Consider the following 23,630-nt stretch of genomic DNA (forward strand, 5'->3'; position numbering starts at 1 on the left):
CATGCGTGTCCTTGCTGCCATGTCCGGCGGCGTCGACTCCGCCGTGGCCGCAGCGCGCGCCGCGGAGATGGGGTACGACGTCACCGGTATCCACCTCGCGCTGTCGCGCAACCCGAAGTCCTACCGCACCGGCGCCCGGGGCTGCTGCACGATCGAGGACGCCAACGACGCCCGTCGCGCCGCCGACGTGATCGGGATCCCCTTCTACGTCTGGGACATGAGCGACCGCTTCCACCAGGACGTGGTCGAGGACTTCATGACCGAGTACGCCGAGGGCCGCACGCCCAACCCGTGCCTGCGCTGCAACGAGAAGATCAAGTTCGCCGCCGTGCTCGAGCGTGCGCTGGCCCTCGGCTTCGACGCCGTAGCGACCGGCCACTACGCGCAGCTCGTCACGGGTGAGGACGGGCTGATCGAGATGCACCGCGCGGTCGACATGGGCAAGGACCAGTCCTACGTGCTCGGCGTGCTCACCCAGGAGCAGCTCGCGCACTCGCTGTTCCCGCTCGGCGACTCCCGCAAGGAGGACGTCCGCGCCGAGGCCGAGCGCCGCGGCCTCCAGGTGGCACAGAAGCCCGACAGCCACGACATCTGCTTCATCGCCGACGGTGACACCGGCGGCTGGCTGCAGGAGAAGCTCGGCGAGCGGGTGCCGATGACGTCGGGTGAGATCCGCGACCACGAGACAGGCGAGGTGCTCGGCACCCACGAGGGCACCTACCGCTACACGATCGGTCAGCGCAAGGGCCTGCGGATCGGCCGGCCGGCGCCAGACGGCAAGCCCCGCTACGTGCTCGACATCGAGCCGGTCTCCGGCACGGTCACGGTCGGGCCGCGTGAGGAGCTGACCGTGGACCACATCGAGGGCTTCCGGCCCCGCTGGTGCGGCACCGTGCCGACCGGGCCGCTCGAAGGCACCGTGCAGCTGCGCGCCCACGGCGAGGAGCACCGCGCACGAGTCAGTGTGTACGGCGACGAGGTCGTCGTCGAGCTGCACGACCCGGCACAGGGCATCGCGCCCGGACAGGCAGTCGTGATCTACGACGGCACCCGCGTCGTCGGCTCCGCCACGATCAGCCGCGCACACCGCCGGGAGCGCCAGGACGCATGAGGATCAGTGCGACCGGCATCGGCTCCTACCCGGGCACCGACGCCACCGACTTCGACGAGGCGCTGAAGATCGTCCTCGACACCGTCCCCGACCTGCCCTACCTCCCCGAGCTCCCCGCTCGCGGGGCACACTCCGACATGGTCGGTCGCGCGCTGGCGATCGTCGCCGAGCTCGGCGCGGACCTCCAGCCTGCCGGCTGGCGGCTCACCGGCGCAGCCCCGGGCCTCGACCAGCGACGGGCGCGGTCCCTGCTGGCCCAGGACCTCGACGCGCTCGAGGAGCAGACGCAGGGCTACAGCGGGCGGTTGAAACTCCAGGTCACCGGCCCCTGGACGCTGGCCGCCACCGTCGAACGGCCCACCGGCGACCGGCTGCTCGCCGACCACGGCGCCCGGCGCGAGCTCGCCCAGGCGCTCGCCGAGGGGATCGGCACGCACGTCAAGGACGTCCAGCGGCGCGTTCCGGGCGCGGAGATCGTCGTACAGCTCGACGAGCCCGCGCTGCCCGCCGTACTCGCCGGCAACGTGCCCACCGCCTCCGGCTTCCACCGGCACCGGTCGGTCGACGACCCCGAGGCCTCGCCCGCGCTGGAGTGGACGGTGGCCGCGGTCAAGGACGCCGGCGCGGTGCCGGTCGTGCACTGCTGCGCGGCCGACGTGCCGTTCGCGCTGCTCACCGGGGCGGGCGCCGAGGGGATCTCGATCGACCTCTCGGTGCAGACCGCCGAGTCGTACGACGCGCTCGCCGAGGTGCTGGAGAGCGGCCGGATGCTGATGCTCGGAATCGTGCCGGCCACCGACCCGGACAGGTGGCCCGAGGACGGTGCGCTCACCACGCGGGTGCTCCGGATGCTCGACATGCTCGGCCTCGACCCGGACGAGGGGAGCGGCGAGCTGGTGATCACGCCGAGCTGCGGACTGGCCGGCGCGTCGACCGGCTGGGCCCGGCGCGCGATGCAGCTCAGCGAGACAGTCGCACGGAACCTCGCGTCCGGCTGAGGCTGACGTCCAGGGCGTGCAGCAGGTCCACGGTCAGGTCGTCGACGTGCTCGAGACCGACCGAGATCCGCACGACGCCCGCATGCGGCCGCGCCTCCGGGGCGACCGGGCGGTGGGTCAGCGAGGCCGGGTGCTGGACGAGCGTGTCCACGCCGCCGAGGGACACCGCGTGCGTGGCCAGCGAGACGCTCTCGACGAACGTCGCCGCCGCGTCGTAGCCGCCGTGCAGCTCCAGCGCCAGGATCGAGCCGGTGCCGTGCATCTGCCGCCCGAGCACGCCGTGCGGGTCGGCGTCGGCGCCGGGGTAGTGCACGGCAGCGACCGCGTCGTGCGCGGCGAGCCGGCCGGCCAGCGCGGCGGCGGTCTCCTGCTGGGCGCGGACCCGGATCGGCAGCGTGCGCAGGCCGCGGTGCAGCAGGTACGCGGCGAAGGGGTGCAGGATCCCGCCGGTCAGGGCGCGCACCGGGCGCAGCATCGCCGCCCACTCCTCGTCGCAGGCGACCACGCCGCCGACCACGTCGCCGTGGCCGCCGAGGAACTTCGTGGCGCTGTGCAGCACCAGCCGGGCGCCGTGCAGTGCCGGCTGCTGCAGCACCGGGGTGGCGAACGTGTTGTCGACCAGCACGGGCACGTCGCCCGCCGCACGCACGACGGTCTCGATGTCGACCAGCTCGCAGGTCGGGTTGGCCGGGGTCTCGAGGATCACCAGGCCGGTGTCCGGCTCGATCGCTGCGGCAACCTCGTCGGCGGTGTGGCACCAGGTGACCCGGGTGCCGAGCAGCCCGCTGGCCAGCACGTGGTCCGAGCCGCCGTACAACGGCCGGAGCGCCACGACGTGCGGCTTGCCGTGCGACACGGAAGCGACCAGGCAGGCGCTGAGCGCGGCCATACCGGAGGCGAATGCCACCGCGTGGCTGGTGTGCTCGAGCGTGGCGAGCGCGTCCTCGAACCGGGCGACACCGGGCTGCCAGAGCCGCTGGTACACCGCGGTCTGCCCCGGCGCGAGATCGTGGCCGCCGGCGAGGGACTCGTAGGCGTCGCCGCCGGCCTCGACCGAGGGGAGCGGGTTCGTCGTGGAGAGGTCGATCGGGGGCACGTGCGACCCCGACTCGGTGAGGCCCTCCATGCCGGCGTGGACGGCCAGGGTCTCGAAGTGGCGGAACTGGCTGCTCATGCACCCAGGGCAGCACCATCCGTCTGTGTGGGCAAGATCACCGAAGGATCCTGCGGGCGAGTTAGTCTTCTCTAGAAGATGCTGCGGCTGTCGATCGAGGAGAGGTCCGATGGCGAAGAAACCCGTGCTCGACCGGATCGACCAGGCGCTGCTGCGCGCGTTGGCCTCCGACGCCCGTGCCTCCGGAGCTGCGCTGGCTACCGCGGTCGGGGTCGCCGAGTCCACGGTCTCCACCCGGCTGCGCAACCTTCGCTCCAGCGGGCTGATCCGCGGCTACGCCGCCGACATAGACCTCTCGGTGCTGGGGCTGTCGCTGCAGGCGCTGATCGCGGTGCGGCTCGGCCAGCACAACCGGGCGGCGGTCGACAGCTTCCGCGAGGCGGCGCCGGGGTGGCCGGGCGTGCTGTCGATGTTCCACATGGCCGGCGCCGACGACTACCTGCTGCACGTGGTCGCCAAGGACGCCGGCGACCTGCGCGACTTCGTGCTGACCCATCTCGCCACGCATCCCGCGGTGTCGCACTCGGAGACAAACCTGATCTTCGAGCACGTCGACGGCAGCGGCTGGCAGGCGCTCGTCGACGCGGAGTGAACCCGATCAGCCGAGGAAGTTGAGCGACCGGCTGATGGCGAAGTCGTTCCAGTCCCCGACCCGGCGCAGCATGTAGTGCCCGGCGTCGCCCATGTCGACGAGCTCGGCATCCTGGGCGACCGACCCTGCCCGTCGTACGAACTGCTCGGTGGCCGCGAACGACGTGATCCGGTCCGCGCGACCGTGCGCTGCGGCGAACCGCCGGCCCGAAAGCGGGCGGACCGGCTCGCCCGGCGGAAGCCACGGTGCGAGCGCGACGACGCCGGCCACCGACGGGTCGTCGGCCACCGCCACCGCGGTCCGCGCGCCCATCGAGTGCCCGAGCAGTACGACGGGCACCGGGCCGTGTGAGCGACGTACCTCCTCCAGCGCCCACCGTGCATCCGGCACCGGCGAGGGGACGGGACCGAGGCCGGCGTTCCAGCCGCGGCGGGAGTACCGCAACAGCCAGAGGCCCACCCCCGCCGCGCGGGCCCGACTCGCGAGCTGACGCTGCATCCACCGCGACCGCTGCCACGATGCGCTGCGGGCGTCGACCGGGTCGTGGCCGGCCTGCTGGCCGCCGTGCAGCATCAGCACCAGCCCCTGGGGCCGGCCGCGTGGGTCGAGCCGGTGCAGGGAGGGAGTGGACATGCGGCGATCCTTCCAAACGGGTGGTGAGGGTTCGCCGTCGTCGCTGCTCCGGACGGGTCGCCGCGCACCGCATCCTGTCGGTGGCATTGGGCAAGATAGGCGCCATGAGCCAGAGCCCTGAGTCCGAGCTGCCCGAGGCCAGCGGCGTCACCGTCGCCGAGACGCCGCCGGAGGCGCGCGAGGAGCACCAGGAGATCGCCGAGCAGGTCGAGGAGGCTCGCTGGCGCTACTACGTCAAGGACTCCCCGACGATCTCCGACGCCGAGTTCGACCGGTTGATGCGGCGGCTCGAGGAGCTCGAGGAGCTCTACCCCGACCTGCGCACCCCCGACTCGCCGACGCAGAAGGTCGGCGGTGCGGTCTCGACCGAGTTCACCCCGGTCGAGCACATCGAGCCGATGATGAGCCTCGACAACGCCTTCTCCACCGAGGAGCTCGAGGCGTGGGCGGCGCGGCTGCGGCGCGAGGGCGTCGACGACGCGGAGTTCCTCTGCGAGCTGAAGGTCGACGGGCTCGCGGTGAGCCTGCTCTACGAGGACGGGCGACTGGTCCGCGGCGCGACGCGCGGCGACGGACGGACCGGTGAGGACGTCACACCCAACGTGCGCACGATCGACAACGTGCCGCACCGGCTGAAGGCCAGCGACGACTTCCCGGTGCCGAGCCGGGTCGAGGTCCGCGGTGAGGTGTTCCTCCCGGTCGAGGCGTTCGAGAAGCTCAACGAGTCCATGCTCGACACCGGCCGGGGCCCGTTCGCCAACCCACGCAACGCGGCGGCCGGCTCGTTGCGGCAGAAGGACCCTCGGGTCACCGCGACCCGTCCGCTCGCCCTGGTCTGTCACGGCCTCGGCGTGCGCGAGGGCTTCGAGCCGGTCCGGCAGTCGGAGTCCTACGACGCGCTGCGCGCCTGGGGCCTTCCGGTCAGCGACCTGGCCAAGGTGCTGCCCGACCTCGCGGCGGTGGGGGAGTTCATCGACTACTACGGCGAGCACCGGCACGACGTCGAGCACGAGATCGACGGCGTCGTGGTCAAGGTCGACCAGGTGTCGCTGCAGCGCCGTCTCGGATCGACCTCGAGGGCGCCGCGGTGGGCGATCGCCTACAAGTACCCGCCCGAGGAGGTCAACACCAAGCTGCTCGACATCCGGGTCAACGTCGGTCGCACCGGACGGGTCACTCCCTACGGCGTGATGGCGCCGGTCAAGGTCGCCGGCTCCACCGTGGAGATGGCCACCCTGCACAACGCCCAGGAGGTCAAGCGCAAGGACGTGCGACCCGGCGACACCGTGATCCTGCGCAAGGCCGGCGACGTGATCCCGGAGATCCTCGGGCCGGTGCACGACCTGCGCCCCGACGGGCTCGCGGAGTGGGTGATGCCCACGGAGTGCCCCTCGTGCGGCACCACACTGGTGCAGGAGAAGGAGGGCGACGCCGACCTGCGCTGCCCCAACCACCGCTCGTGCCCGGCGCAGCTGCGCGAGCGGGTGTTCCACGTCGCCGGCCGGGGCGCCTTCGACATCGAGGTGCTCGGCTACGAGGCGGCCGACGCGCTGCTGACCGCGGGCGTGCTCGAGGACGAGGGCGACATCTTCGATCTCGACGAGGCGAAGCTGCTGCGCGCACCGATGTTCACCAGGGCACCGAAGAAGGGCGAGGGAGACGCGCCGGTCCTCTCCGCCAACGGCCGGCGGCTGCTGGCGAACCTCCAGGACGCGAGGCACCGGCCGCTGTGGCGGGTGCTGGTCGCGCTGTCGATCCGTCACGTCGGACCGACCGCAGCCCGCGCGCTGGCCACCGAGTTCCGCTCCATGGAGGCGATCCGCTCGGCCTCGGTCGAGGACCTCGCGGGGGTCGAGGGCGTCGGGATGACGATCGCGGAGTCGATCCGCCGCTGGTTCGACGGTGACGAGTCCGACTGGCACAACGCGATCGTCGACAAGTGGACGGCGGCCGGCGTGACGATGGAGGACCAGGTCGACGAGTCCGTGCCCCGCCACCTCGAGGGGCTCAGCATCGTGGTCACCGGCTCACTGACCGGCTTCAGCCGCGACCAGGCCAAGGAGGCGATCATCTCCCGCGGCGGCAAGGCGGCCTCCTCGGTGTCGAAGAAGACCGACTTCGTGGTGGTCGGGGACGCGCCGGGGTCGAAGTACGACAAGGCCGTCTCGCTCGGGGTGCCGATCCTCGACGAGGACGGCTTCCGGGTGCTGCTCGAGAAGGGCCCCGACGCCGCCCGCGATGTCGCCCAAGTTGGGGATTAACGGCCCGAACCCTATCCACCGGTCCGCCGGCGTGCGGACAATGACGCATGCCGGGCTCGCAGCTGCTCCTGCTGGCGTTGTCCGCGGCGGTGCTCCTGGTCCCCGCGGCGCTGAGCCTGCTCGCGGTCGAACGGCGCCGGCACCTGGCCGCGCTCGAGGGCACCACCCGCCGGGTCCGGATGGTCGTCGCGGCCACCGGTGCCGGGCTCGGCGCCCTGCTGATCTCCGCGCTCGCCCGCGCCGGCCCCGTCTCCTCGGTGGTGACGGCCGTCGTGGTCGCCGCGGCGCTGCTGTGCTGGACGCCGCTGACCCGCAGCTGGCAGGTCCGCGGTGTGGTGACCTGGGCGCTGGCCGTGATCGCTGCCGTGGCGATGCTGGCCTGGCTGTTGTACGAGATCCTCACCGAGCTCTCCGGCGGCGAGATGTTCCCGCCGCTGGTCGGCTGGGGCCTGCTCGTGGCCGTGCTCCTCGGCGTACGTCGTTGGCTGTGGGGAGTCGTCGGGGCTCGCGCGCGGATCGCCGCGGGCCCGGCGGGGTCGGGCGGTCCAGCCGGCCCGGGCGGACCCGGGGGACCCTCCACGGCCCGGTCCGGGCCCGAGCACAGTGCCGGGGTGCCAGGCGCGCTGGCGGGGACGGTGGCCCTGGTCGTCGCGGGCGTGGTCGCGGTCGCCGCCGTCACCGACGGCAGCGGGCTGGTCCGCTGGGTCTCGCCGCCGGAGGCTGCCTCGATCGGCACCAGTGAGGGCACGGACCGGGCGGTGTCCTCGGAGACACCCACCCCGACGACGCAGGCGCCCACGACAGCGGCCCCCACATCCTCGGCGTCCGGCCAGACCACGTCGCCGTCCGCGACCGTGGCTCCGACGAGCACCGGCACCGCCCCCGCGCCCCGACCGACCCGGTCCGCCACGGTCGCCCCGACACGCAGGGTGCCGACCGGGGTCCCGGCCGGCATCGCCGCTGACGATGAGCCGGCGGGGGGCTCGAGGGCCGGGTGGAGCCGCGGGCCGGAAGAGACCGGAATGCGCGGTGCCCGATCACCGCTGCCGTGGTCCTGGACCCTCGGGTCGCAGGAGGGACACCGCGGTCCGCACTGAGCCGCCCCGCGCCGGTGGTCACGATCGGTCAGTTGACCTGTTGTGACGTCGAAACTGCCGCGCGGGCCGTCATAACCGTTCAGGTGACCTGTTGTGGCAGGGAGAGCGCGACCGGTGGTCACGATCGGTCAGTTGACCTGTTGTGACGTCGAAACTGCCGCGCGGGCGGTTACCATCGTTCAGGTGACCTGTTGTGGCAGGGAGAGCGCGACCGGTGGTCACAATCGGTCAGTTGACCTGTTGTGACGTCGAAACTGCCGCGCGGGCGGTCGCCATCGTTCATTTGAACGATGGTGACGAGCGGACGAGAGGCTCAGGCCCCGGGGAGCGCGCTCTGCAGCAGGCGGCTCGCGTGCGGGTACTCCCGTACGACGAGCGCCAGCTCGCCGGCAGCCTGAGCGACCACGCCGTCGGGGGCGTCCCGGTGGCGCATCACGTCCACGAGCCACGACATCGCCTCGTCGAAGACGCTGCGGTCGTCGGCGACCAGCGCTCCGGCGAGGGCGCCGACGAGGTGCGGGAGGTGGTCCAGCAGCGCTCGGCGGCACCCGGAGATCACGTCCTGCAGGTCCTCGGGTCCCCAGGAGCTCTGCACCCGGTCGAGCAGCTCGACAGTGAGCGCCTCGCGTTCGGCGTGGAGTGCCTGGCCCTGGTCCGCAGCCGCATGGGTCGGCGCGGGGGCGGGGGGCACCGCGGTCGGCAACGTGAGGATCGCGTCGACGGCCGCCTGACCGGTGGTGGCGAACGCGGTCGCCCCGAGCGTCGCCGCGCGGTGTCCCGCCGGGTCGAAGGCCGACCCGCCGACCACCACCGGTGTTCCGGTGGCTCGGACCGCGTCGATCTGTCTGCGGACCCGGGGCAGCGACGAGCCGAGCGAACAGCTCAGCGCCACCGCCCGCGGCGAGACCTCGTGGACGTGGCGCGCCAGGTGCTCGGCCGAGACGTTGGCCCCCAGGTAGCTGACCGGGATGCCCGCGGACCGCAGGTGCTCGGCGACGAGCAGCGCCGGCAGTGCGTGCCACTCCTGCTCCACGCAGGTGACCACGACCGGAGCGGCGCGCTCCGGGGGTGGGATCTCGGCGCCGAGCAGGCCGAGCACCACCTCGCTGACCGCGGTGGCCGCGTGCTCCTGGGCGACGCTCCAGGCGTCGCTGGCCCACAGCTCGCCGACCCGGGCCTGAGCTGGCGCGATCACGTCGTTCATCACCTCGAGCGGAGTCCGGCCGGACTCGCGCAGGGTGCGCACCAGGTGCAGGGCGCGGCCTCGGTCTCCGGTGGCGACCGCGTCGAGGTACTCGGCGACGGGGTCGTTCACCGAACGCCCACGGCGTTCTGCAGTCCCAGGATCGCGATGTCGTCGTGGGCCCGGTCGCCGACGTGGTCGGCCAGCCGCATCGCCAGCGACTCGACGACGGCGTTGACGTCGGTGCGGGGCGCGGCAACGAGGGTCTCGTGCAGCCGGTCCTCACCGAACTGCTCGGCGAACCCGGGCGCCTCGAGGACACCGTCGGTGTAGAGCAGGCAGCTGTCGCCGGGGCCGAGCACCACCTCGGTCTCGGCGTAGCCATGGGTGTCGAACAGGCCGAGGACGGTGCCCTCGACGGCGACCTGCTCCAGACCACCGCCACGACGCAGGACGTACGGCGGGTGATGGCCGGCCGCCGCAACGGAGACCACCATGTCCTCACCCCGGCGGCGGACCCGGGCGCACACCGCGGTGACGAAGGTGCCCTCGCCCTCGCTGACCAGCACCCGGTTCACCAGGTCGAGCACGGCCGCCGGGCTCCGGTCCACCAGCGCTGCGGTGCGCACCGCCTGACGGACCCGCCCGGTCAGGACCGCGGCCTCGACGCCCTTACCGCACACGTCGCCGAGCACCGCGGTCCAGTCGTGCGGCTCGCCGTGCACGTCGTAGAAGTCGCCGCCGAGCGCCTCGTGCTCGAAGGCCACGCGGTAGTACTTCGCCAGCCGGGCGCCCGGCATGTCCGGCAGGCTCGGCGGCGCGAGGTCCCGGCTGAGCACGCCGGCCACCCGACGCGAGTCGGCGAGGTTGCGGGTGGCGTCCAGCGTCACCGCGAGGTTGTGCGCCAGCTCCTCGAGGAAGGACACCGCGTCGGGGCTGAACCCCTGCTCGCCGCGGCGAGCCAGGGTGAGCACCCCGAAGCCGCGGCCACGGGCGATGAGCGGGAGGGCGAGGAGGTCGGCAGGCCGCAGCGCGTCGAGCGGGGGTCGCAGCTCCTCAGCGGGCACGGCCGCCTCGACGACGCCGTTGTCCGTGCCGTCCGGTCCCGTGGCCAGGGCCAGCTCGGTCACCCCGTGGCCGATCACCCGGTTGAGCGCCGAAGCGCCTGCCCGTCGTACCGGGACCGAGGCGTGCTGGACGCTGTCGGCGCTGCTCACGGCGGTGCAGTGCAGCAGGCCCGCCTCGCGCAGCACGATCTGCGCCCAGTCCACGACCTCGGGCACCAGCATGCCGAGCGCGAGCTCCACGGCCCGCTCGGTCTGCATCGAGCCGGCCACGGTGCGCGAGACGCGGGCCAGGAACGACGCCCGCAGCGAGTCCAACAGGAGAGCGTCGCTCTCCCCGGCGTCGGTCGGGGTCGCCAGCAGGTCCGTCGTCGACGCCACACCGGAGGTCACAGGCACCAGTCCCTTCCTGGACAATCCTGTCGATACTCGCACACCCGTGGTTGAACGGCCGGGTGCCGAGTCCCGGGCGCCGAACCCTAGGATGGGGATTCGGCCCGGCCGGCCCGCACGCCGGCATCCACCCAGCACGTGACCAGGGGAGCGAGCACTTCCATGCCCGATCGTCGTAGCGACGACATGATCACCCGAGACGAGGTGGCCCACCTCGCCGACCTCGCGCGGATCGACCTGAGTGACGCCGAGCTCGACCACCTCGCGCCGCAGCTCGCGGTCATCCTCGACTCGATCAAGTCGATCAGCGAGGTCGCCGCCGAGGACATCCCGCCGACCTCGCACCCGATGCCGATCACCAACGTCTTCCGCGAGGACGTCGTCCGGCCCGGGCTGACCGCCGAGGAGGCGCTCTCGGGCGCACCCGAGGTCGAGCAGCAGCGGTTCGCCGTACCCCGGATCCTGGGGGAGGAGTGACGATGAGCGACCTGACCCGCCGCACCGCCGCGGAGCTCGCCGACGCGCTCGCCGCCGGGGAGACCACCTCCGTCGAGCTCACCGAGCTGCACCTGGACCGGATCGCCGAGGTTGACGGCGACGTCCATGCGTTCCTCCACGTCGACCGGGAGGGTGCGCTGGAGCAGGCGCGCGCCTCCGACGAGCGGCGGGCCGCGGGCCGGAGCGCCGGCCCGCTCGACGGCGTGCCGATCGCCGTCAAGGACGTGCTGACCACCAAGGGGCTGCCCACCACGTGCGGCTCGAAGATCCTCGAGGGCTGGGTCCCGCCGTACGACGCCACGCTGGTCACCAAGCTGCGCGAGGCCGGACTGCCGATCCTCGGCAAGACCAACATGGACGAGTTCGCGATGGGCTCCTCCACCGAGCACTCCGCCTACGGTCCGACCCGCAACCCGTGGGACCTCGACCGGATCCCCGGTGGCTCCGGTGGCGGGTCGGCTGCCGCGGTCGCCGCCTTCGAGGCGCCGCTGGCGATCGGCACCGACACCGGCGGCTCGATCCGCCAGCCGGGCGCGGTCACCGGCACCGTGGGCGTGAAGCCGACGTACGGCGGGGTGTCCCGCTACGGGCTCGTCGCGCTGGCCAACTCCCTCGACCAGGCCGGACCGGTCACCCGCACGGTGCTCGACTCCGCGCTGCTGCACGAGGTGATCGGCGGCCACGACCCGCTCGACTCCACCTCCGTCGACCAGCCGGTGCCGCCGCTGGTCGAGGCCGCCCGCCAGGGCGCTGCCGGCGACATGACGGGCGTGCGGATCGGGGTCGTCAAGGAGCTGACCGGCGAGGGCTACCAGCCCGGCGTGCAGGCCCGCTTCGACGAGTCGGTCCACCTGCTCGTCGACGCCGGTGCCGAGGTCGTCGAGGTGTCCTGCCCGAGCTTCGTGCACGCGCTCGCGGCGTACTACCTGATCCTGCCCAGCGAGGCGTCCTCGAACCTCGCCAAGTTCGACGCGATGCGCTACGGCCTGCGCGTCTACCCCGAGGGCGTCGAGGACCCCAACGCCGAGGAGGTCATGCGCGCCACCCGCGACGCCGGCTTCGGCGACGAGGTCAAGCGTCGGATCATCCTGGGCACCTACGCGCTGTCCAGCGGCTACTACGACGCCTACTACGGCCAGGCGCAGAAGGTGCGCACGCTGATCAGCCGCGACTTCGCCGCGGCGTTCGAGTCGGCCGACGTGCTGGTCTCGCCGACCGCGCCGACCACCGCGTTCAAGCTCGGTGAGAAGCTCGACGACCCCGTCGCGATGTACCTCAACGACGTCGCCACGATCCCGGCCAACCTGGCCGGCATCCCCGGGATGTCCCTGCCCAGCGGCCTGGCCGACGAGGACGGCCTGCCCACGGGCTTCCAGGTGCTCGCCCCGGCGATGGCCGACGACCGGCTCTACCGGGTCGGCGCCGCGCTCGAGGCCGCGCTGCTGGACAAGTGGGGCGGCCCGCTGCTGGACAAGGCTCCCGCCCTGGCGGGCGCGACCACGAAGGAGGCCGTGCGATGAGCACCGCACCCGCGCTGATGTCGTTCGAGGAGGCCCTCGAGAGGTTCGACCCGGTGATGGGCCTCGAGGTGCACGTCGAGCTCAACACCGTCACCAAGATGTTCTGCGGCTGCCCGACCGAGTTCGGCGCCGACCCGAACACGCAGGTCTGCCCGACCTGCCTCGGTCTGCCCGGCGCGATGCCGGTGGTCAACGGCAAGGCCGTGGAGTCGGCGATCCGGATCGGCCTGGCGCTGAACTGCTCGATCGCCTCGTGGTGCCGGTTCGCCCGGAAGAACTACTTCTACCCGGACATGCCGAAGAACTTCCAGACCTCGCAGTACGACGAGCCGATCGCCTTCGACGGCTGGACCGAGGTCGAGGTCGACGGAGAGACGTACCGCGTCGACATCGAGCGTGCCCACATGGAGGAGGACACCGGCAAGTCGCTGCACGTCGGCACCTCCGGCCGGATTCACGGCGCCGACTACTCGCTCGTCGACTACAACCGCGCCGGCATCCCGCTGATCGAGATCGTCACCAAGCCGATCGTCGGCACCGGTGACAAGGCGCCGCTGGTCGCCAAGGCGTACGTCGCCCACCTGCGTGAGCTGCTGCTCGGCCTCGGGGTGTCCGACGTACGCATGGAGCAGGGCTCGCTGCGCTGCGACGTGAACCTCTCGCTGAAGCCGAAGGGCGAGGAGAAGTTCGGCACCCGCACCGAGACCAAGAACGTCAACTCGCTGCGCTCGGTGGAGCGCGCGGTGCGCTACGAGATCGGCCGGCAGGCCGCGCGGCTGGCCGACGGCGAGTCGATCGTGCAGGAGACCCGGCACTGGCACGAGGACACCGGTGTCACGACCTCGGGCCGGGAGAAGTCCGACGCCGAGGACTACCGGTACTTCCCCGAGCCCGACCTGGTGCCGATCGCGCCCGACGCGGCCTGGGTCGAGCAACTGCGCGCCGAGCTGCCCGAGCCGCCGCGCGAGCACCGCGCCCGGCTGCAGAAGGAGTGGGGCTTCAGCGACCTGGAGATGCGCGACACCGTCGGCGCCGGTGCGCTGCACCTCGTCGAGCAGACCGTCGCCGCGGGTGCGACCCCTGCGGCCGCCCGCAAGTGGTGGCTGTCCGACATGGCCCGCCGCGCCAACGAGCAGGGCGTCGACATCGGCGAGCTCGGCGTCACCCCGGCCGACGTGGCGCGGGTGCAGGCGCTCGTCGACGAGGGCAAGATCAACGACAAGCTCGCCCGGCAGGTCTTCGACGGCGTGATCGCCGGCGAGGGGACCCCCGACGAGGTCGTCGAGAAGCGTGGCCTCGCCGTCGTCTCCGACGAGGGTGCGCTGTCGGAGGCGGTGGACCGGGCGATCGCGGCGAACCCGGACGTGGCGGACAAGATCCGCGACGGCAAGGTCGCGGCTGCCGGTGCGCTGATCGGTGCGGTGATGAAGGAGATGCGCGGCCAGGCCGACGCCGCCCGGGTGCGCGAGCTGATCCTCGAGAAGCTCGGCTGACGCTCAGCCGACCGGGATGTGCTCGGCGACCCGGCGGGCGAACCGCCGCGCGCGAGCCAGGTCGAGCGAGCTCGGCCGGCCCTTGCCCATGCCGCCGAGCAGCTTCAACGGCAGCCACGTGTCGTAGCCGGGGCAGGCGAAGGACCCGACGACGTCGTACCCCTTCTCGCGCAGGATCGCCGACAGCGACCGCTGCCACGGCTGGTGCTGCTCGGCGCCCTGGCCGGAGGTGCAGAACACGAACGCCCGGTGCTCGCCGGTGACCGGTGGCAGCGACTCCACGAGCTCGCGCAGCCGCGCGTGGTGCGACATGTAGTAGATGCCGGAGCCGAACCCGACCACGTCGTAGTCGGCCAGCGTCGCCGGGTCGACGTCCTCGGGAGCGCGGACCTCGGCGCCGAGCACCTCGGCCATCGCCCGGGCCACCTTCGCGGTGTTGCCGTGCGACACCGACACGCAGATGACCAACGCCCGTTCGTTCATGGTGACTCCCCAGAGGGCACAGGGGTCGAAGCCTCTACCTCGGCCGTTTCTCGCAACGTACCGCCGCGGGTCCCACCGGGGCAGGGGCGAAGGTCCGCCTCAGCGCAGCGCGATCCGCAGGATCCGGTCGTCCTGGGGTGCCGGGTCGCCGCGGCCGTCGCGGTTGCTGGTGGTCAGCCACAGGCTGCCGTCGGGGGCCACGACGACGGTGCGCAGCCGTCCGTAGTTGCCGACGAAGTAGTCCTGCGGTCTGCCGATGGTGCCGTCGGGCTTGACCGGCACCCGCCACAGCCGCTGCCCGCGCAGCGAGGCCATCCACAGCGACCCCTCGGCGAAGGCCAGTCCGGACGGCGACGCCTCGGACGTGCGCCACTGGGCGAACGGATTGCGGTACTCCTCCAGGTCGCCCTTGCCCTCCACCAGCGGCCAGCCGTAGTTGCGACCCTTCTCGATCCGGTTCAGCTCGTCCCACACGTCCGAGCCGAACTCGCTGGCCCAGAGCCGGTCCTGGTCGTCGAAGGCGAGGCCCTGCACGTTGCGGTGCCCCATCGTCCACACCGGCGAGCCCTTGACCGGGTTGCCGGGGGCCGGCTTGCCGTCGGCGGTGATCCGGAGGATCTTCCCCGCGAGAGAGTCGCGGTCCTGGGAGAGCTGCTCCTCGCCGGTCTCACCGGTGGAGACGTACAGGTAGCCGTCCGGCCCGAACTCCAGCCGTCCGCCGTCGTGGATGAACCCGTTGGGGATGCCCTGCAGCACCACCTCGGTCGGGCCGAGCCGGCGCCCGTCGTACCGCATCCGCACCACGCGGTTGTCGCTCGCGGTGGACAGGTAGGCGTAGACCAGCGAGTCCTGCTCGAAGTCCGGGGAGACCTCCAGCCCGAGCAGGCCAGCCTCGCCCTGCGGCTGCGCCGCCTCGAGCCTGCCGACGGGGCGCACCCGCCCACCGCCGGCGGGTACGACGAGCACGCGGGTCGTGTCACGCTCGCTGACCAGCGCCGAGCCGTCGGGCAGGAACGCGATGCCCCACGGCGCAGCGAGCCCGGACGCGACCGTGCCGGCGACCCGGGGGCGGACCGGCCCGGCATCGCCCGACTCGGCCTCCTCCGACGGCGTGCCGGTCGGCGACGCGGACGGGGTGCTCGGCTCGGCGGTGACCGTGGTGGGCTGCTCCGAGGGCGACGGGGTGCCCAGACCGTCCGGATCACCCTCGGCGGCGCAGGCGGTGAGCCCGATGAGCAGGGTCAGGACGGTCGCGAGGGCCTTCATGACTGTCGAGCCTAGGCGCCCCGATCGACTCGGCCCAGCAGCCGGAGCAGCTCGTCGTGCACCGGCTCGGGATGCTCGAGCTGGAGGAAGTGGCTGCCGGGCAGCTCGACGAAGGTCGCGCCGTCGATCCGTTCCGCGGCGGTGGCCATGTCCATGGAGCTGGCCAGGAGGTCGTACTTGCCGGCGACGAACGCGGTGGGCACCTTGATGCTGCGCAGGGAGACCCGGGGGTGCTCGGCGGCCGCCAGCGCCAGGTGCATGTACCAGTCGACCGGCGTGGTCAGGAACTCCTTCACTGCGCGGCGCACCGCGGGGAGCTCCGGGGTCGGCAGCATGAACCCGCTGTGCGTGAGCGCCCTGGCGAAGGTGTCACCGACCGGCAGCCGCGAGGTGACCGGGCTGAGCACCTTGCCGGTGTGGCGCAGCACCCTGGTCACGCCCACCGCCATCGGGCGGCGGGCGGGGCGGGGGATCATCAGCGGCGCGCCCATGGACGCGAAGGTGCCTCCGGGAACCCCTGCCACCGCGAAGAGGCCGGTGACCCGGGACGGGTGCAGCACCGCGAGCTCGAAGGCGGTGTTCACCCCGATCGACCAACCCGCGACGGCGCACGCCTCGACGCCGGCGTGGTCCATCACCGCGAGGGCGTCCTCCAGGAAGGCGTCGATGCCGACCCGCGTGGTGTCCGCCGGGCGGTCGGAGCCGCCGACACCGCGGTGGTTCCACGAGATCACGCGCACCCCGCAGTCGGGGCGGAGCAGGGCGGGCCACACGTAGGGGTTGGTGCCGAGCCCGTTGCACAGCAGCACCGTCGGGCCGTCGCCGTCGTTGGTCCAGGCCTTGATCCGGGTGCCGTCGGCGCTGGTGACGTCGTAGAACCGGAGCGCCAGGCTCTCGGACGTGGCTGCGGACATGCCGCAGAGTGTGCCGTATCGGACATCCGGGGATGCCGTTTGGTGCCACAGATCACGGGCCTGGTCCGGCCCGCTGGGCAGCGGGCCTCAGGCGGGCCGGACCGACACCTGCAGGGTGACCGGGCCCGCGGCGTGCGCGGCGGTGTGCCGGGCGAGGAACTCCTCCACCTCGGCCAGCTCACGCCGCTGCTCGGCGAGCGCGGTCGAGGCGACCAGGGCGTTGCGGCGGGCCACCTGCTGGCTGAGCACGGGCCACTGCGCCCAGCTCGCCGGCCCGCTCACGGTGCGGCGGGCCAGCGACGACAGCAGCTCGCGGGGTACGACGGGCATCGGGGCCTCCTGCGGCGACGAGGAGAGGGAGATGCCTCGACGCTAGGCGGCCGATGATTCGACGCCGTCAACGTCATGTGACGAGTGCGTGAACGGCCGCGCACCCACGGCACCCGGCGACCGGGCTGGATAGTGTCGGGTGCATGAGTGACGCGCGGCCGCTGGTATGGATGCCCTTCGACGTCGAGGATCTCGGGTCCACGCCGTCGTCGTTGCGCTACGAGCGGTTCCTCCCCGAGGAGCACGACGGGACGCCGGCCTCGGTCGCGGATGTCGAGTTCTACGTCCCGCCGTACCGCTTCTCCCCGTCGGACTGCGAGCTGATGGCGCAGATGCCGAAGCTGAAGGTCGTGCAGACGGTGACCGCCGGCGTCGACCACATCCGGCCCTACGTCCCTGAGGGTGTGTTGCTCTGCAACGGCCGCGGCATCCACGACGCCTCGACCGCGGAGCTCGCGGTGGGCCTGACGATCGCCTCGCTGCGCGGCATCCCCGGCTTCGTCCGCGCGCAGGACCGGGGGGAGTGGCGCCCGGTCCGGGCCCGGTCCCTGGCCGACCGCACCGTGCTGATCCTCGGCTACGGCTCGATCGGCGCCGCGATCGAGGAGCGGCTGACCGGGTTCGAGGTCGACATCGTGCGGGTGGCGAGGACCGCGCGCGAAGGGGTCCACGGGTTCGACGAGCTCCCGACGCTGCTTCCCACCGCCGACGTGGTGATCCTGATCGTGCCGATCACCGCCCAGACCCGGGGCATGGTCGACGCGGACTTCCTCGCCCGGATGAAGGACGACGCGCTGCTGGTCAACGTCGCCCGCGGTCCGGTGGTCGACACCGACGCGCTCGTCGCGGCGCTGCACACGGAGCGGATCCACGCCGCGCTGGACGTCACCGACCCCGAGCCGCTGCCGGAGGGGCACCCGCTGTGGAGCGCACCCAACCTGCTGATCTCGCCGCACGTCGGCGGCGCGAGCAGCGCGATGTGGCCACGGGCCTACCGGCTCGTGCGCGAGCAGCTCGAGCGGTTCGCCGCCGGCGAGCCGATGGCCAACGTGATGAGCGGGGAGTACTGAACCGAGCCCCCTGCGGGCCGGACCGATGAGTTTCCGCGCGCCCCGGAGTCCATCAAGGAGCGGCAGCCGCGATGGTGCCCGTGACCGGAGAAGGAGCGCACGATGGTGGAGACCTCACGACGCACGCTGTTGATGGTGGGCACCCGCAAGGGTCTGTGGATCGGGACCCGCGACGGGGCGGGGCCGTGGACCTGGAGCGACCCGCTCTTCCCCATGGAGGAGGTGTACTCCTGCATGGTCGACACCCGGGGCGGATCGACCCGGCTGCTGGCCGGTGCCGGCTCGCCGCACTGGGGGCCGCACCTCTACCGGTCCGACGACCTCGGCCGGACCTGGCAGGAGACGCCGAACGTCATGGTCCTCCCCGAGGACGCAGGCAGCGGCGTCCAGCAGGTCTGGCAGCTGGCACCCGGCGCGGAGAGCGAGCCCGAGGTCGTGTGGGCCGGCACCCAGCCCTCGGCGCTGTTCCGGTCGCAGGACCGCGGCGAGACCTTCGAGCTGGTCCGGTCGCTGTGGGACCACCCGCACCGCCCGCAGTGGGGCGCCGGGTTCGGTGGCCAGGCGATCCACACGATCCTGGCCCACCCCGCGGAGCCGTCCCAGGTCACGGTGGCCATGTCGACCGGCGGGGTGTACCGCACCACCGACGCCGGAGAGTCCTGGTCGCCGGCCAACGTCGGCATCGCGGCCGGCTTCATGCCCGAGGGGCAGCAGTACCCGGAGTTCGGCCAGTGCGTCCACAAGGTGGCCCGGCACCGGGACCACCCCGACCGGCTGTTCGCGCAGAACCACGGCGGGGTCTACCGGTCCGACGACGGCGGCGACTCCTGGAACAGCATCGGGGAGAGCCTGTCCTCGGACTTCGGGTTCCCGGTCGTGGTCCACCCGGGCGAGCCCGAGACGGTGTACGTGTTCCCCAACGGCGCCGGTGAGTCGCGGTTCGCACCCGACGGGCGAGCGCTCGTGTGGCGCTCTCGCGACGCCGGCGCGTCCTGGGAAGCGCTCGGCAACGGGCTGCCCGAGGCGTTCTACTCCTCGGTGCTGCGCGACGCGATGAGCGCCGACGACGCCGGTGGCCTCTACCTCGGCACCCGGGCGGGCAACGTCTTCGCCAGCACCGACGGCGGCGACTCCTGGACCGAGGTGGTCAAGCACCTGCCCGACGTGGTGGTGGTCCGGGCAGCGACGATCTGACCTGCGGCCCGGCGGCGGGTCAGTTGGGGGTCGGCTCGACGGGCGGCTGCTGCGCCGTACCGCTGAACCTGGTCGCCCCCACGCTTGCTGCCACCACGCAGGCCACGGCGGCCCACTGCAGCGGGGAGAGGAACTCCGCGAGCAGCAGCATCGCGGCGAGCGCGGCCGCGGCGGGCTCGAGGCTCATCAGCACGCCGAACACCCGTGGCGGGATCCGGCGCAGCGCCTTGAGCTCGAAGCTGTACGGGACCACCGACGACAGCAGGCCGACCGCCGCCCCCAGCAGCAGGATCCTCGGGTCGAGCAGCGTCGAGCCGGCCGCGGCGACCGCAGGCGGGGCGAGCACCACCGCGCCCACCACGCTCGCGACCGCGAGCCCGGAGATTCCCGGCCAGCGCTGCCCGGTCTGCGCGCTGAGCAGGATGTACGACGCCCACGCGGCGCCCGCGAGCAGCGCGAACAGCACGCCGGCGAGCGTGACCTCGCCGGGCGCGATGCCGAGCAGCGCGACGCCGGCGCCGGCGAGCACCACCCACGCCACGTCGCGGGGCCGGCGCGACCCGGCCACGGCGACCAGCAGCGGCCCGAGGAACTCGATGGTCACCGCGATGCCGAGCGGGATCCGGGCGAAGGACTGGTAGATCGCCCAGTTCATCGTGACCAGGCTGACCCCGAAGCCGAGCGCCACCCGCCAGTCACCGCCGGACCGGCCGCGCAGGCTCGGTCGGGCGATCGCGACCAGGACCACCGCGGAGGTGAGCAGCCGAAGCCACACCAGGGCCGTCGGCGGGATCTCGTCGAAGAGGTCCTTGGCGATCGCCGCGCCGACCTGGACCGAGACGATGCCGCCGACCACGAGCCACACGGCCTGGGCCTGGCTGGTCGGGTCGCCGGTGCGGCGCGGTGCGAGGGTCACCCGGCACACCCTAGACAGCGCAGGCGCTGAGACACCCCGCAGGCGCGGGGGACACCCGGCGTAGTCTCTGGGCATGCCCGAGAGCACCTCCACTCCCCAGAACCAGCCGGACATCAAGCCCCGCAGCCGCGACGTCACCGACGGCCTCGAGCGGGCCGCCGCGCGCGGCATGCTCCGCGCGGTGGGCATGGGGGACGAGGACTTCGCCAAGCCGCAGATCGGCGTGGCCTCGTCGTGGAACGAGATCACCCCGTGCAACCTTTCGCTGGACCGGCTCGCGAAGGCAGTGAAGAACGGTGTGCACGCCGGCGGCGGCTACCCGCTCGAGTTCGGCACGATCTCCGTCTCCGACGGCATCTCGATGGGCCACGAGGGGATGCACTTCTCGCTGGTCTCCCGCGAGGTGATCGCCGACAGCGTCGAGACCGTGATGATGGCCGAGCGCCTCGACGGCTCGGTGCTGCTCGCCGGCTGCGACAAGTCCCTGCCCGGCATGCTGATGGCCGCCGCACGGCTCGACCTGGCCTCGGTGTTCCTCTACGCCGGGTCCACGATGCCCGGCCAGGTCGACGGCAAGGACGTCACGATCATCGACGCCTTCGAGGCGGTCGGAGCCTGCATCGCCGGCAAGATCAGCCGCGAGGAGGTCGACCGGATCGAGCGCGCGATCTGCCCCGGCGAGGGCGCCTGCGGCGGCATGTACACCGCCAACACGATGGCCTCGATCGCCGAGGCGCTCGGCATGTCGCTGCCCGGCTCGGCCGCGCCGCCGGCCGTCGACCGCCGCCGCGACGGGTTCGCGCACCGCTCCGGCGAGGCCGTGGTCAACCTGCTGCGCCAGGGGATCACCGCCCGGCAGATCATGACCAAGGAGGCGTTCGAGAACGCCATCGCGGTCACCATGGCGCTCGGCGGCTCCACCAACGCCGTGCTCCACCTGCTCGCGATCGCGCGCGAGGCCGAGGTCGACCTGACCCTCGACGACTTCAACCGGATCGGCGACAAGGTGCCGCACCTCGGCGACCTCAAGCCGTTCGGCCGGTTCGTGATGAACGACGTCGACAAGGTCGGCGGCATCCCGGTCGTGATGAAGGCGCTGCTCGACGCCGGCCTGCTGCACGGCGACACGTTGACCGTCACGGGCAAGACGATGGCCGAGAACCTCGAGGCACTCGCCCCGCGCGAGCTCGACGGCGAGATCATCCGCAAGCTGTCCGAACCGATCCACAAGACCGGCGGCCTGACCATCCTCAAGGGCACGCTGGCTCCCGAGGGTGCGGTCGTGAAGACCGCCGGCTTCGACGACGAGGTCTTCGAGGGCACCGCCCGGGTCTTCGACGGCGAGCGCGCCGCCATGGACGCTCTCGAGGCGGGCCAGATCGTGGCCGGCGACGTCGTGGTGATCCGCTACGAGGGGCCCAAGGGCGGGCCGGGCATGCGCGAGATGCTCGCGATCACCGGCGCGATCAAGGGCGCCGGCCTGGGCAAGGACGTGCTGCTGCTCACCGACGGTCGGTTCTCCGGCGGGACGACCGGGCTCTGCGTCGGCCACGTCGCTCCGGAGGCCGTGGACGGCGGCCCGATCGCGTTCGTGCGTGACGGCGACCCGATCCGGCTCGACGTGTCCAACCGGCTGCTCGAGGTGACCATCGACCCCGCCGAGCTCGAGGCCCGCAAGGACGGTTGGGCACCGCACGCGCCGAAGTACACCAAGGGTGTCCTCGGCAAGTACGCCAAGGTGGTGCAGTCGGCCGCCCACGGGGCCGTCTGTGGGTAAGGTCCACGACGGGATCGACGGCCGGCTGCGCGCGTTCATCGAGCAGCAGCCGGTCTTCTTCGTCGCCACCGCCCCGCTCGAGGGCGGGCACGTCAACGTCTCGCCCAAGGGCGTCGGCGGCACGTTCACCGTGGTCGACGAGCACCAGGTGGCCTACCTCGACATCACCGCCAGCGGCGTCGAGACGATCGCGCACCTGCGCGAGAACGGCCGGATCACGCTGATGTTCTGCGCGTTCAGCGGCCCGCCGAACGTCGTACGCCTGCACGGGCGGGGCCGGGTGGTGACGATCTACGACGACGAGTACGCCGCGTGGGCGCCGCGGTTCTCCGAGCTGCGTGGCGCCCGCGCGGTGATCGTCGTCGACGTCGAGCGGGTCTCCGACACGTGCGGGTTCGGCGTGCCGCTGCTGGAGTACGTCGGGGAGCGGGACCTGCTGCCGGGGCACATGGATCGCAAGGGCGCCGACGGGCTGGTCGAGTACCGCCGCACGAAGAACCTGCAGAGCATCGACGGGCTGCCCGGGTTCGACGACGACCCGGCCCCGGAGACCCTGAGCCGCGGCTGACCATGTCGCTGCCGCTGCCTCGCGCGCCACGGCTCTAGCGTGGGTCCCATGAGCTCGCAGCGCCGGGTCGGCGCCCTCCTCACCTCCACTCTGGCCGCTGCGCTCGTGGTCGGCCTCGGCGCCGTGCCCGGAGCGGCAGCCGGAGGGACCGGTACGACGTCCACCGCCCTCGTCGCGCCGGCGGCGGACCGGACCGCGCGAGCCGGGACCGACCGGCGACCGCAGCTGCCGCAGGGCGGCCGCCGGCTGTTCCCCGGGCACGTGGTCGTGGCCTACTACGGCACGGCGACCACGCCGGTGATGGGCGTGCTGGGTGAGGACACCCCGGACCGGATCACCCGCAGGCTGCGCGAGGCCGCGAAGCCGTTCGAGCGCCGCGGCCACAAGGTGCAGATCGCCTACGAGCTGATCGTCACCATCGCCGACCGGACGCCAGGGGCGGACGGTGACTACAGCCACGACATCGCACGCGAGCACGTGCAGCGCTACATCCGGGCGGCGCGGCGCAACCGTGCCCTGCTCGTGCTGGACCTCCAGCCGGGCCGCTCGGGCTTCCTGAAGGTGGCCAAGCGCTGGCGCTGGGCGCTGGAGAAGTCGTGGGTGGGCCTGGCGCTGGACCCGGAGTGGCGGATGGACCGCGGCCAGGTGCCGGGGGAGACGATCGGCCAGGTGCGGGCCGCCGAGGTCAACCGGGTCTCGCAGTGGCTGCAGCGGATCGCCGTGGACAACGACCATCCGCAGAAGCTGTTCCTGCTGCACCAGTTCCGCCGCGACATGGTGATCGGCATCGAGGACGTCGTCGACCGGCCGCGGCTGGCCATGGTGCAGCACGTCGACGGTTTCGGGACGCGGTCCCAGAAGCGGCAGACCTATGCGACCGTCGCCGAGCCGGAGCAGTTCACGATGGGCTTCAAGCTGTTCTACGACGAGGACGTCGACCTGATGCGCCCCGCGGACGTGCTGCGGCTGCGGCCGCGCGTGCGATTCGTCAGCTACCAGTAGCCCCGCCACGATGTGGGATAGCCGTTCCATATACTGGGACCCGTGTCACACTCGATTGACGAGGGGCGCGGACGCGCGGGAGAGTGTTCGCAT

The 23,630-nt window shown here is 72.5% G+C and carries 22 protein-coding genes; 13 read left to right on the plus strand and 9 right to left on the minus strand.

The genetic code is table 11. The features are described 5' to 3' along the window. The first annotated feature begins 1 nt into the window (after position 1). On the plus strand, positions 2-1,111 hold the full coding sequence (gene mnmA / locus ACYVIH_RS01285) for a tRNA 2-thiouridine(34) synthase MnmA (protein WP_460865050.1): 1,110 nt from the start codon (positions 2-4) through the stop codon (positions 1,109-1,111). Next, positions 1,108-2,109, plus strand: a complete 1,002-nt coding sequence (locus ACYVIH_RS01290) for a methionine synthase (RefSeq protein ID WP_460865053.1) — start codon at positions 1,108-1,110, stop codon at positions 2,107-2,109. The genes mnmA and ACYVIH_RS01290 overlap by 4 nt, the downstream gene beginning before the upstream one ends. Here the strand turns inward: ACYVIH_RS01290 and ACYVIH_RS01295 are convergent. Further along, complete coding sequence (locus ACYVIH_RS01295) at positions 2,072-3,283, minus strand: trans-sulfuration enzyme family protein (protein WP_460865056.1); 1,212 nt, start codon at positions 3,281-3,283, stop codon at positions 2,072-2,074. The genes ACYVIH_RS01290 and ACYVIH_RS01295 overlap by 38 nt on opposite strands. Positions 3,284-3,392: 109 nt before the next feature. Here ACYVIH_RS01295 and ACYVIH_RS01300 point away from each other — a divergent pair, with 109 nt between their 5' ends. After that, positions 3,393-3,875, plus strand: a complete 483-nt coding sequence (locus ACYVIH_RS01300; protein WP_460865059.1) for an Lrp/AsnC family transcriptional regulator — start codon at positions 3,393-3,395, stop codon at positions 3,873-3,875. Between the two features lie 6 nt (positions 3,876-3,881). Here the strand turns inward: ACYVIH_RS01300 and ACYVIH_RS01305 are convergent, their stop codons facing one another. After that, complete coding sequence (locus ACYVIH_RS01305) at positions 3,882-4,508, minus strand: alpha/beta hydrolase (protein ID WP_460865063.1); 627 nt, start codon at positions 4,506-4,508, stop codon at positions 3,882-3,884. 104 nt (positions 4,509-4,612) lie between these two features. Here ACYVIH_RS01305 and ligA point away from each other — a divergent pair, with 104 nt between their 5' ends. Beyond that, entirely contained in the window at positions 4,613-6,769 is a 2,157-nt protein-coding gene (ligA, locus tag ACYVIH_RS01310; RefSeq protein WP_460865065.1) for an NAD-dependent DNA ligase LigA, read from the plus strand. A gap of 47 nt (positions 6,770-6,816) precedes the next feature. Beyond that, positions 6,817-7,866, plus strand: a complete 1,050-nt coding sequence (locus tag ACYVIH_RS01315; RefSeq protein ID WP_460865068.1) for a hypothetical protein — start codon at positions 6,817-6,819, stop codon at positions 7,864-7,866. Positions 7,867-8,179: 313 nt separating this feature from the next. On the opposite strand, the gene ACYVIH_RS01320 is transcribed toward ACYVIH_RS01315, so the two are convergent. Both ACYVIH_RS01320 and ACYVIH_RS01325 read right to left on the minus strand, forming a co-directional pair. Then, a complete protein-coding gene (locus ACYVIH_RS01320; RefSeq protein ID WP_460865070.1) occupies positions 8,180-9,181 on the minus strand; it encodes a cobalamin B12-binding domain-containing protein in 1,002 nt (333 codons plus the stop codon). Continuing rightward, entirely contained in the window at positions 9,178-10,512 is a 1,335-nt protein-coding gene (locus ACYVIH_RS01325; protein ID WP_460865074.1) for a PP2C family protein-serine/threonine phosphatase, read from the minus strand. The genes ACYVIH_RS01320 and ACYVIH_RS01325 overlap by 4 nt, the downstream gene beginning before the upstream one ends. 156 nt (positions 10,513-10,668) lie before the next feature. Here ACYVIH_RS01325 and gatC point away from each other — a divergent pair, with 156 nt between their 5' ends. Genes gatC through gatB form a run of 3 tightly spaced genes read left to right on the plus strand, consistent with a single transcriptional unit; the run spans position 10,669 to position 14,017 of the window. Further along, positions 10,669-10,983: an Asp-tRNA(Asn)/Glu-tRNA(Gln) amidotransferase subunit GatC gene (gatC, locus tag ACYVIH_RS01330; protein WP_460865076.1), complete on the plus strand. Its 315-nt coding sequence runs from the start codon at positions 10,669-10,671 to the stop codon at positions 10,981-10,983. 2 nt (positions 10,984-10,985) lie between these two features. Further along, positions 10,986-12,524: an Asp-tRNA(Asn)/Glu-tRNA(Gln) amidotransferase subunit GatA gene (gatA, locus tag ACYVIH_RS01335; protein ID WP_460865078.1), complete on the plus strand. Its 1,539-nt coding sequence runs from the start codon at positions 10,986-10,988 to the stop codon at positions 12,522-12,524. Continuing rightward, complete coding sequence (gene gatB, locus ACYVIH_RS01340) at positions 12,521-14,017, plus strand: Asp-tRNA(Asn)/Glu-tRNA(Gln) amidotransferase subunit GatB (RefSeq protein WP_460865080.1); 1,497 nt, start codon at positions 12,521-12,523, stop codon at positions 14,015-14,017. Before gatA ends, gatB begins: the two co-directional genes overlap by 4 nt. A gap of 3 nt (positions 14,018-14,020) precedes the next feature. Here gatB and ACYVIH_RS01345 read toward each other — a convergent pair whose 3' ends face one another. The 4 genes from ACYVIH_RS01345 to ACYVIH_RS01360 form a co-directional block, all read right to left on the minus strand. Further along, entirely contained in the window at positions 14,021-14,500 is a 480-nt protein-coding gene (locus tag ACYVIH_RS01345; protein WP_460865084.1) for a flavodoxin family protein, read from the minus strand. Positions 14,501-14,599: 99 nt separating this feature from the next. Continuing rightward, the gene (locus ACYVIH_RS01350; RefSeq protein ID WP_460865086.1) at positions 14,600-15,766 is read right to left on the minus strand and encodes a PQQ-dependent sugar dehydrogenase; all 1,167 of its coding nucleotides are present in this window, start codon (positions 15,764-15,766) and stop codon (positions 14,600-14,602) included. Positions 15,767-15,777: 11 nt separating this feature from the next. Further along, a complete protein-coding gene (locus ACYVIH_RS01355) occupies positions 15,778-16,680 on the minus strand; it encodes an alpha/beta fold hydrolase (RefSeq protein ID WP_460865088.1) in 903 nt (300 codons plus the stop codon). 87 nt (positions 16,681-16,767) lie between these two features. Next, complete coding sequence (locus ACYVIH_RS01360) at positions 16,768-17,010, minus strand: hypothetical protein (RefSeq protein ID WP_460865089.1); 243 nt, start codon at positions 17,008-17,010, stop codon at positions 16,768-16,770. Positions 17,011-17,153: 143 nt separating this feature from the next. Between ACYVIH_RS01360 and ACYVIH_RS01365 the strand changes: the two genes are divergently transcribed. Continuing rightward, positions 17,154-18,080 carry a 2-hydroxyacid dehydrogenase gene (locus tag ACYVIH_RS01365; protein ID WP_460865093.1) on the plus strand — a complete coding sequence of 309 codons (927 nt, stop codon included), beginning with the start codon at positions 17,154-17,156 and terminating at the stop codon, positions 18,078-18,080. A gap of 102 nt (positions 18,081-18,182) precedes the next feature. Continuing rightward, entirely contained in the window at positions 18,183-19,274 is a 1,092-nt protein-coding gene (locus ACYVIH_RS01370) for a WD40/YVTN/BNR-like repeat-containing protein (RefSeq protein WP_460865096.1), read from the plus strand. Positions 19,275-19,293: 19 nt separating this feature from the next. Here ACYVIH_RS01370 and ACYVIH_RS01375 read toward each other — a convergent pair whose 3' ends face one another. Continuing rightward, on the minus strand, positions 19,294-20,190 hold the full coding sequence (locus ACYVIH_RS01375) for an EamA family transporter (RefSeq protein WP_460865099.1): 897 nt from the start codon (positions 20,188-20,190) through the stop codon (positions 19,294-19,296). A 73-nt stretch (positions 20,191-20,263) separates the two neighbouring features. Between ACYVIH_RS01375 and ilvD the strand changes: the two genes are divergently transcribed. From ilvD to ACYVIH_RS01390, 3 genes are read left to right on the plus strand one after another with little or no spacing between them, the layout of a single operon-like run. Then, positions 20,264-21,967, plus strand: coding sequence for a dihydroxy-acid dehydratase (ilvD, locus tag ACYVIH_RS01380; RefSeq protein ID WP_460865101.1), 1,704 nt, complete (start codon positions 20,264-20,266; stop codon positions 21,965-21,967). Beyond that, positions 21,960-22,535, plus strand: coding sequence for a pyridoxamine 5'-phosphate oxidase family protein (locus tag ACYVIH_RS01385; RefSeq protein WP_460865104.1), 576 nt, complete (start codon positions 21,960-21,962; stop codon positions 22,533-22,535). The genes ilvD and ACYVIH_RS01385 overlap by 8 nt, the downstream gene beginning before the upstream one ends. 48 nt (positions 22,536-22,583) lie before the next feature. Beyond that, entirely contained in the window at positions 22,584-23,537 is a 954-nt protein-coding gene (locus tag ACYVIH_RS01390) for a hypothetical protein (RefSeq protein ID WP_460865106.1), read from the plus strand. The last annotated feature ends 93 nt before the right edge of the window (positions 23,538-23,630 follow it).

Source organism: Nocardioides pakistanensis (genome assembly GCF_054781215.1).

What these genes read in the sequence shown, in the direction of transcription:
- mnmA (WP_460865050.1), top strand. Translation starts at nt 2, where the DNA reads ATGCGTGTCCTTGCTGCCATGTCCGGCGGCGTCGACTCCGCCGTGGCC.
- ACYVIH_RS01290 (WP_460865053.1), top strand. Translation starts at nt 1,108, where the DNA reads ATGAGGATCAGTGCGACCGGCATCGGCTCCTACCCGGGCACCGACGCC.
- ACYVIH_RS01295 (WP_460865056.1), bottom strand. Translation starts at nt 3,283, where the DNA reads ATGAGCAGCCAGTTCCGCCACTTCGAGACCCTGGCCGTCCACGCCGGC.
- ACYVIH_RS01300 (WP_460865059.1), top strand. Translation starts at nt 3,393, where the DNA reads ATGGCGAAGAAACCCGTGCTCGACCGGATCGACCAGGCGCTGCTGCGC.
- ACYVIH_RS01305 (WP_460865063.1), bottom strand. Translation starts at nt 4,508, where the DNA reads ATGTCCACTCCCTCCCTGCACCGGCTCGACCCACGCGGCCGGCCCCAG.
- ligA (WP_460865065.1), top strand. Translation starts at nt 4,613, where the DNA reads ATGAGCCAGAGCCCTGAGTCCGAGCTGCCCGAGGCCAGCGGCGTCACC.
- ACYVIH_RS01315 (WP_460865068.1), top strand. Translation starts at nt 6,817, where the DNA reads ATGCCGGGCTCGCAGCTGCTCCTGCTGGCGTTGTCCGCGGCGGTGCTC.
- gatC (WP_460865076.1), top strand. Translation starts at nt 10,669, where the DNA reads ATGCCCGATCGTCGTAGCGACGACATGATCACCCGAGACGAGGTGGCC.
- gatA (WP_460865078.1), top strand. Translation starts at nt 10,986, where the DNA reads ATGAGCGACCTGACCCGCCGCACCGCCGCGGAGCTCGCCGACGCGCTC.
- gatB (WP_460865080.1), top strand. Translation starts at nt 12,521, where the DNA reads ATGAGCACCGCACCCGCGCTGATGTCGTTCGAGGAGGCCCTCGAGAGG.
- ACYVIH_RS01345 (WP_460865084.1), bottom strand. Translation starts at nt 14,500, where the DNA reads ATGAACGAACGGGCGTTGGTCATCTGCGTGTCGGTGTCGCACGGCAAC.
- ACYVIH_RS01350 (WP_460865086.1), bottom strand. Translation starts at nt 15,766, where the DNA reads ATGAAGGCCCTCGCGACCGTCCTGACCCTGCTCATCGGGCTCACCGCC.
- ACYVIH_RS01355 (WP_460865088.1), bottom strand. Translation starts at nt 16,680, where the DNA reads ATGTCCGCAGCCACGTCCGAGAGCCTGGCGCTCCGGTTCTACGACGTC.
- ACYVIH_RS01360 (WP_460865089.1), bottom strand. Translation starts at nt 17,010, where the DNA reads ATGCCCGTCGTACCCCGCGAGCTGCTGTCGTCGCTGGCCCGCCGCACC.
- ACYVIH_RS01365 (WP_460865093.1), top strand. Translation starts at nt 17,154, where the DNA reads ATGAGTGACGCGCGGCCGCTGGTATGGATGCCCTTCGACGTCGAGGAT.
- ACYVIH_RS01370 (WP_460865096.1), top strand. Translation starts at nt 18,183, where the DNA reads ATGGTGGAGACCTCACGACGCACGCTGTTGATGGTGGGCACCCGCAAG.
- ilvD (WP_460865101.1), top strand. Translation starts at nt 20,264, where the DNA reads ATGCCCGAGAGCACCTCCACTCCCCAGAACCAGCCGGACATCAAGCCC.
- ACYVIH_RS01390 (WP_460865106.1), top strand. Translation starts at nt 22,584, where the DNA reads ATGAGCTCGCAGCGCCGGGTCGGCGCCCTCCTCACCTCCACTCTGGCC.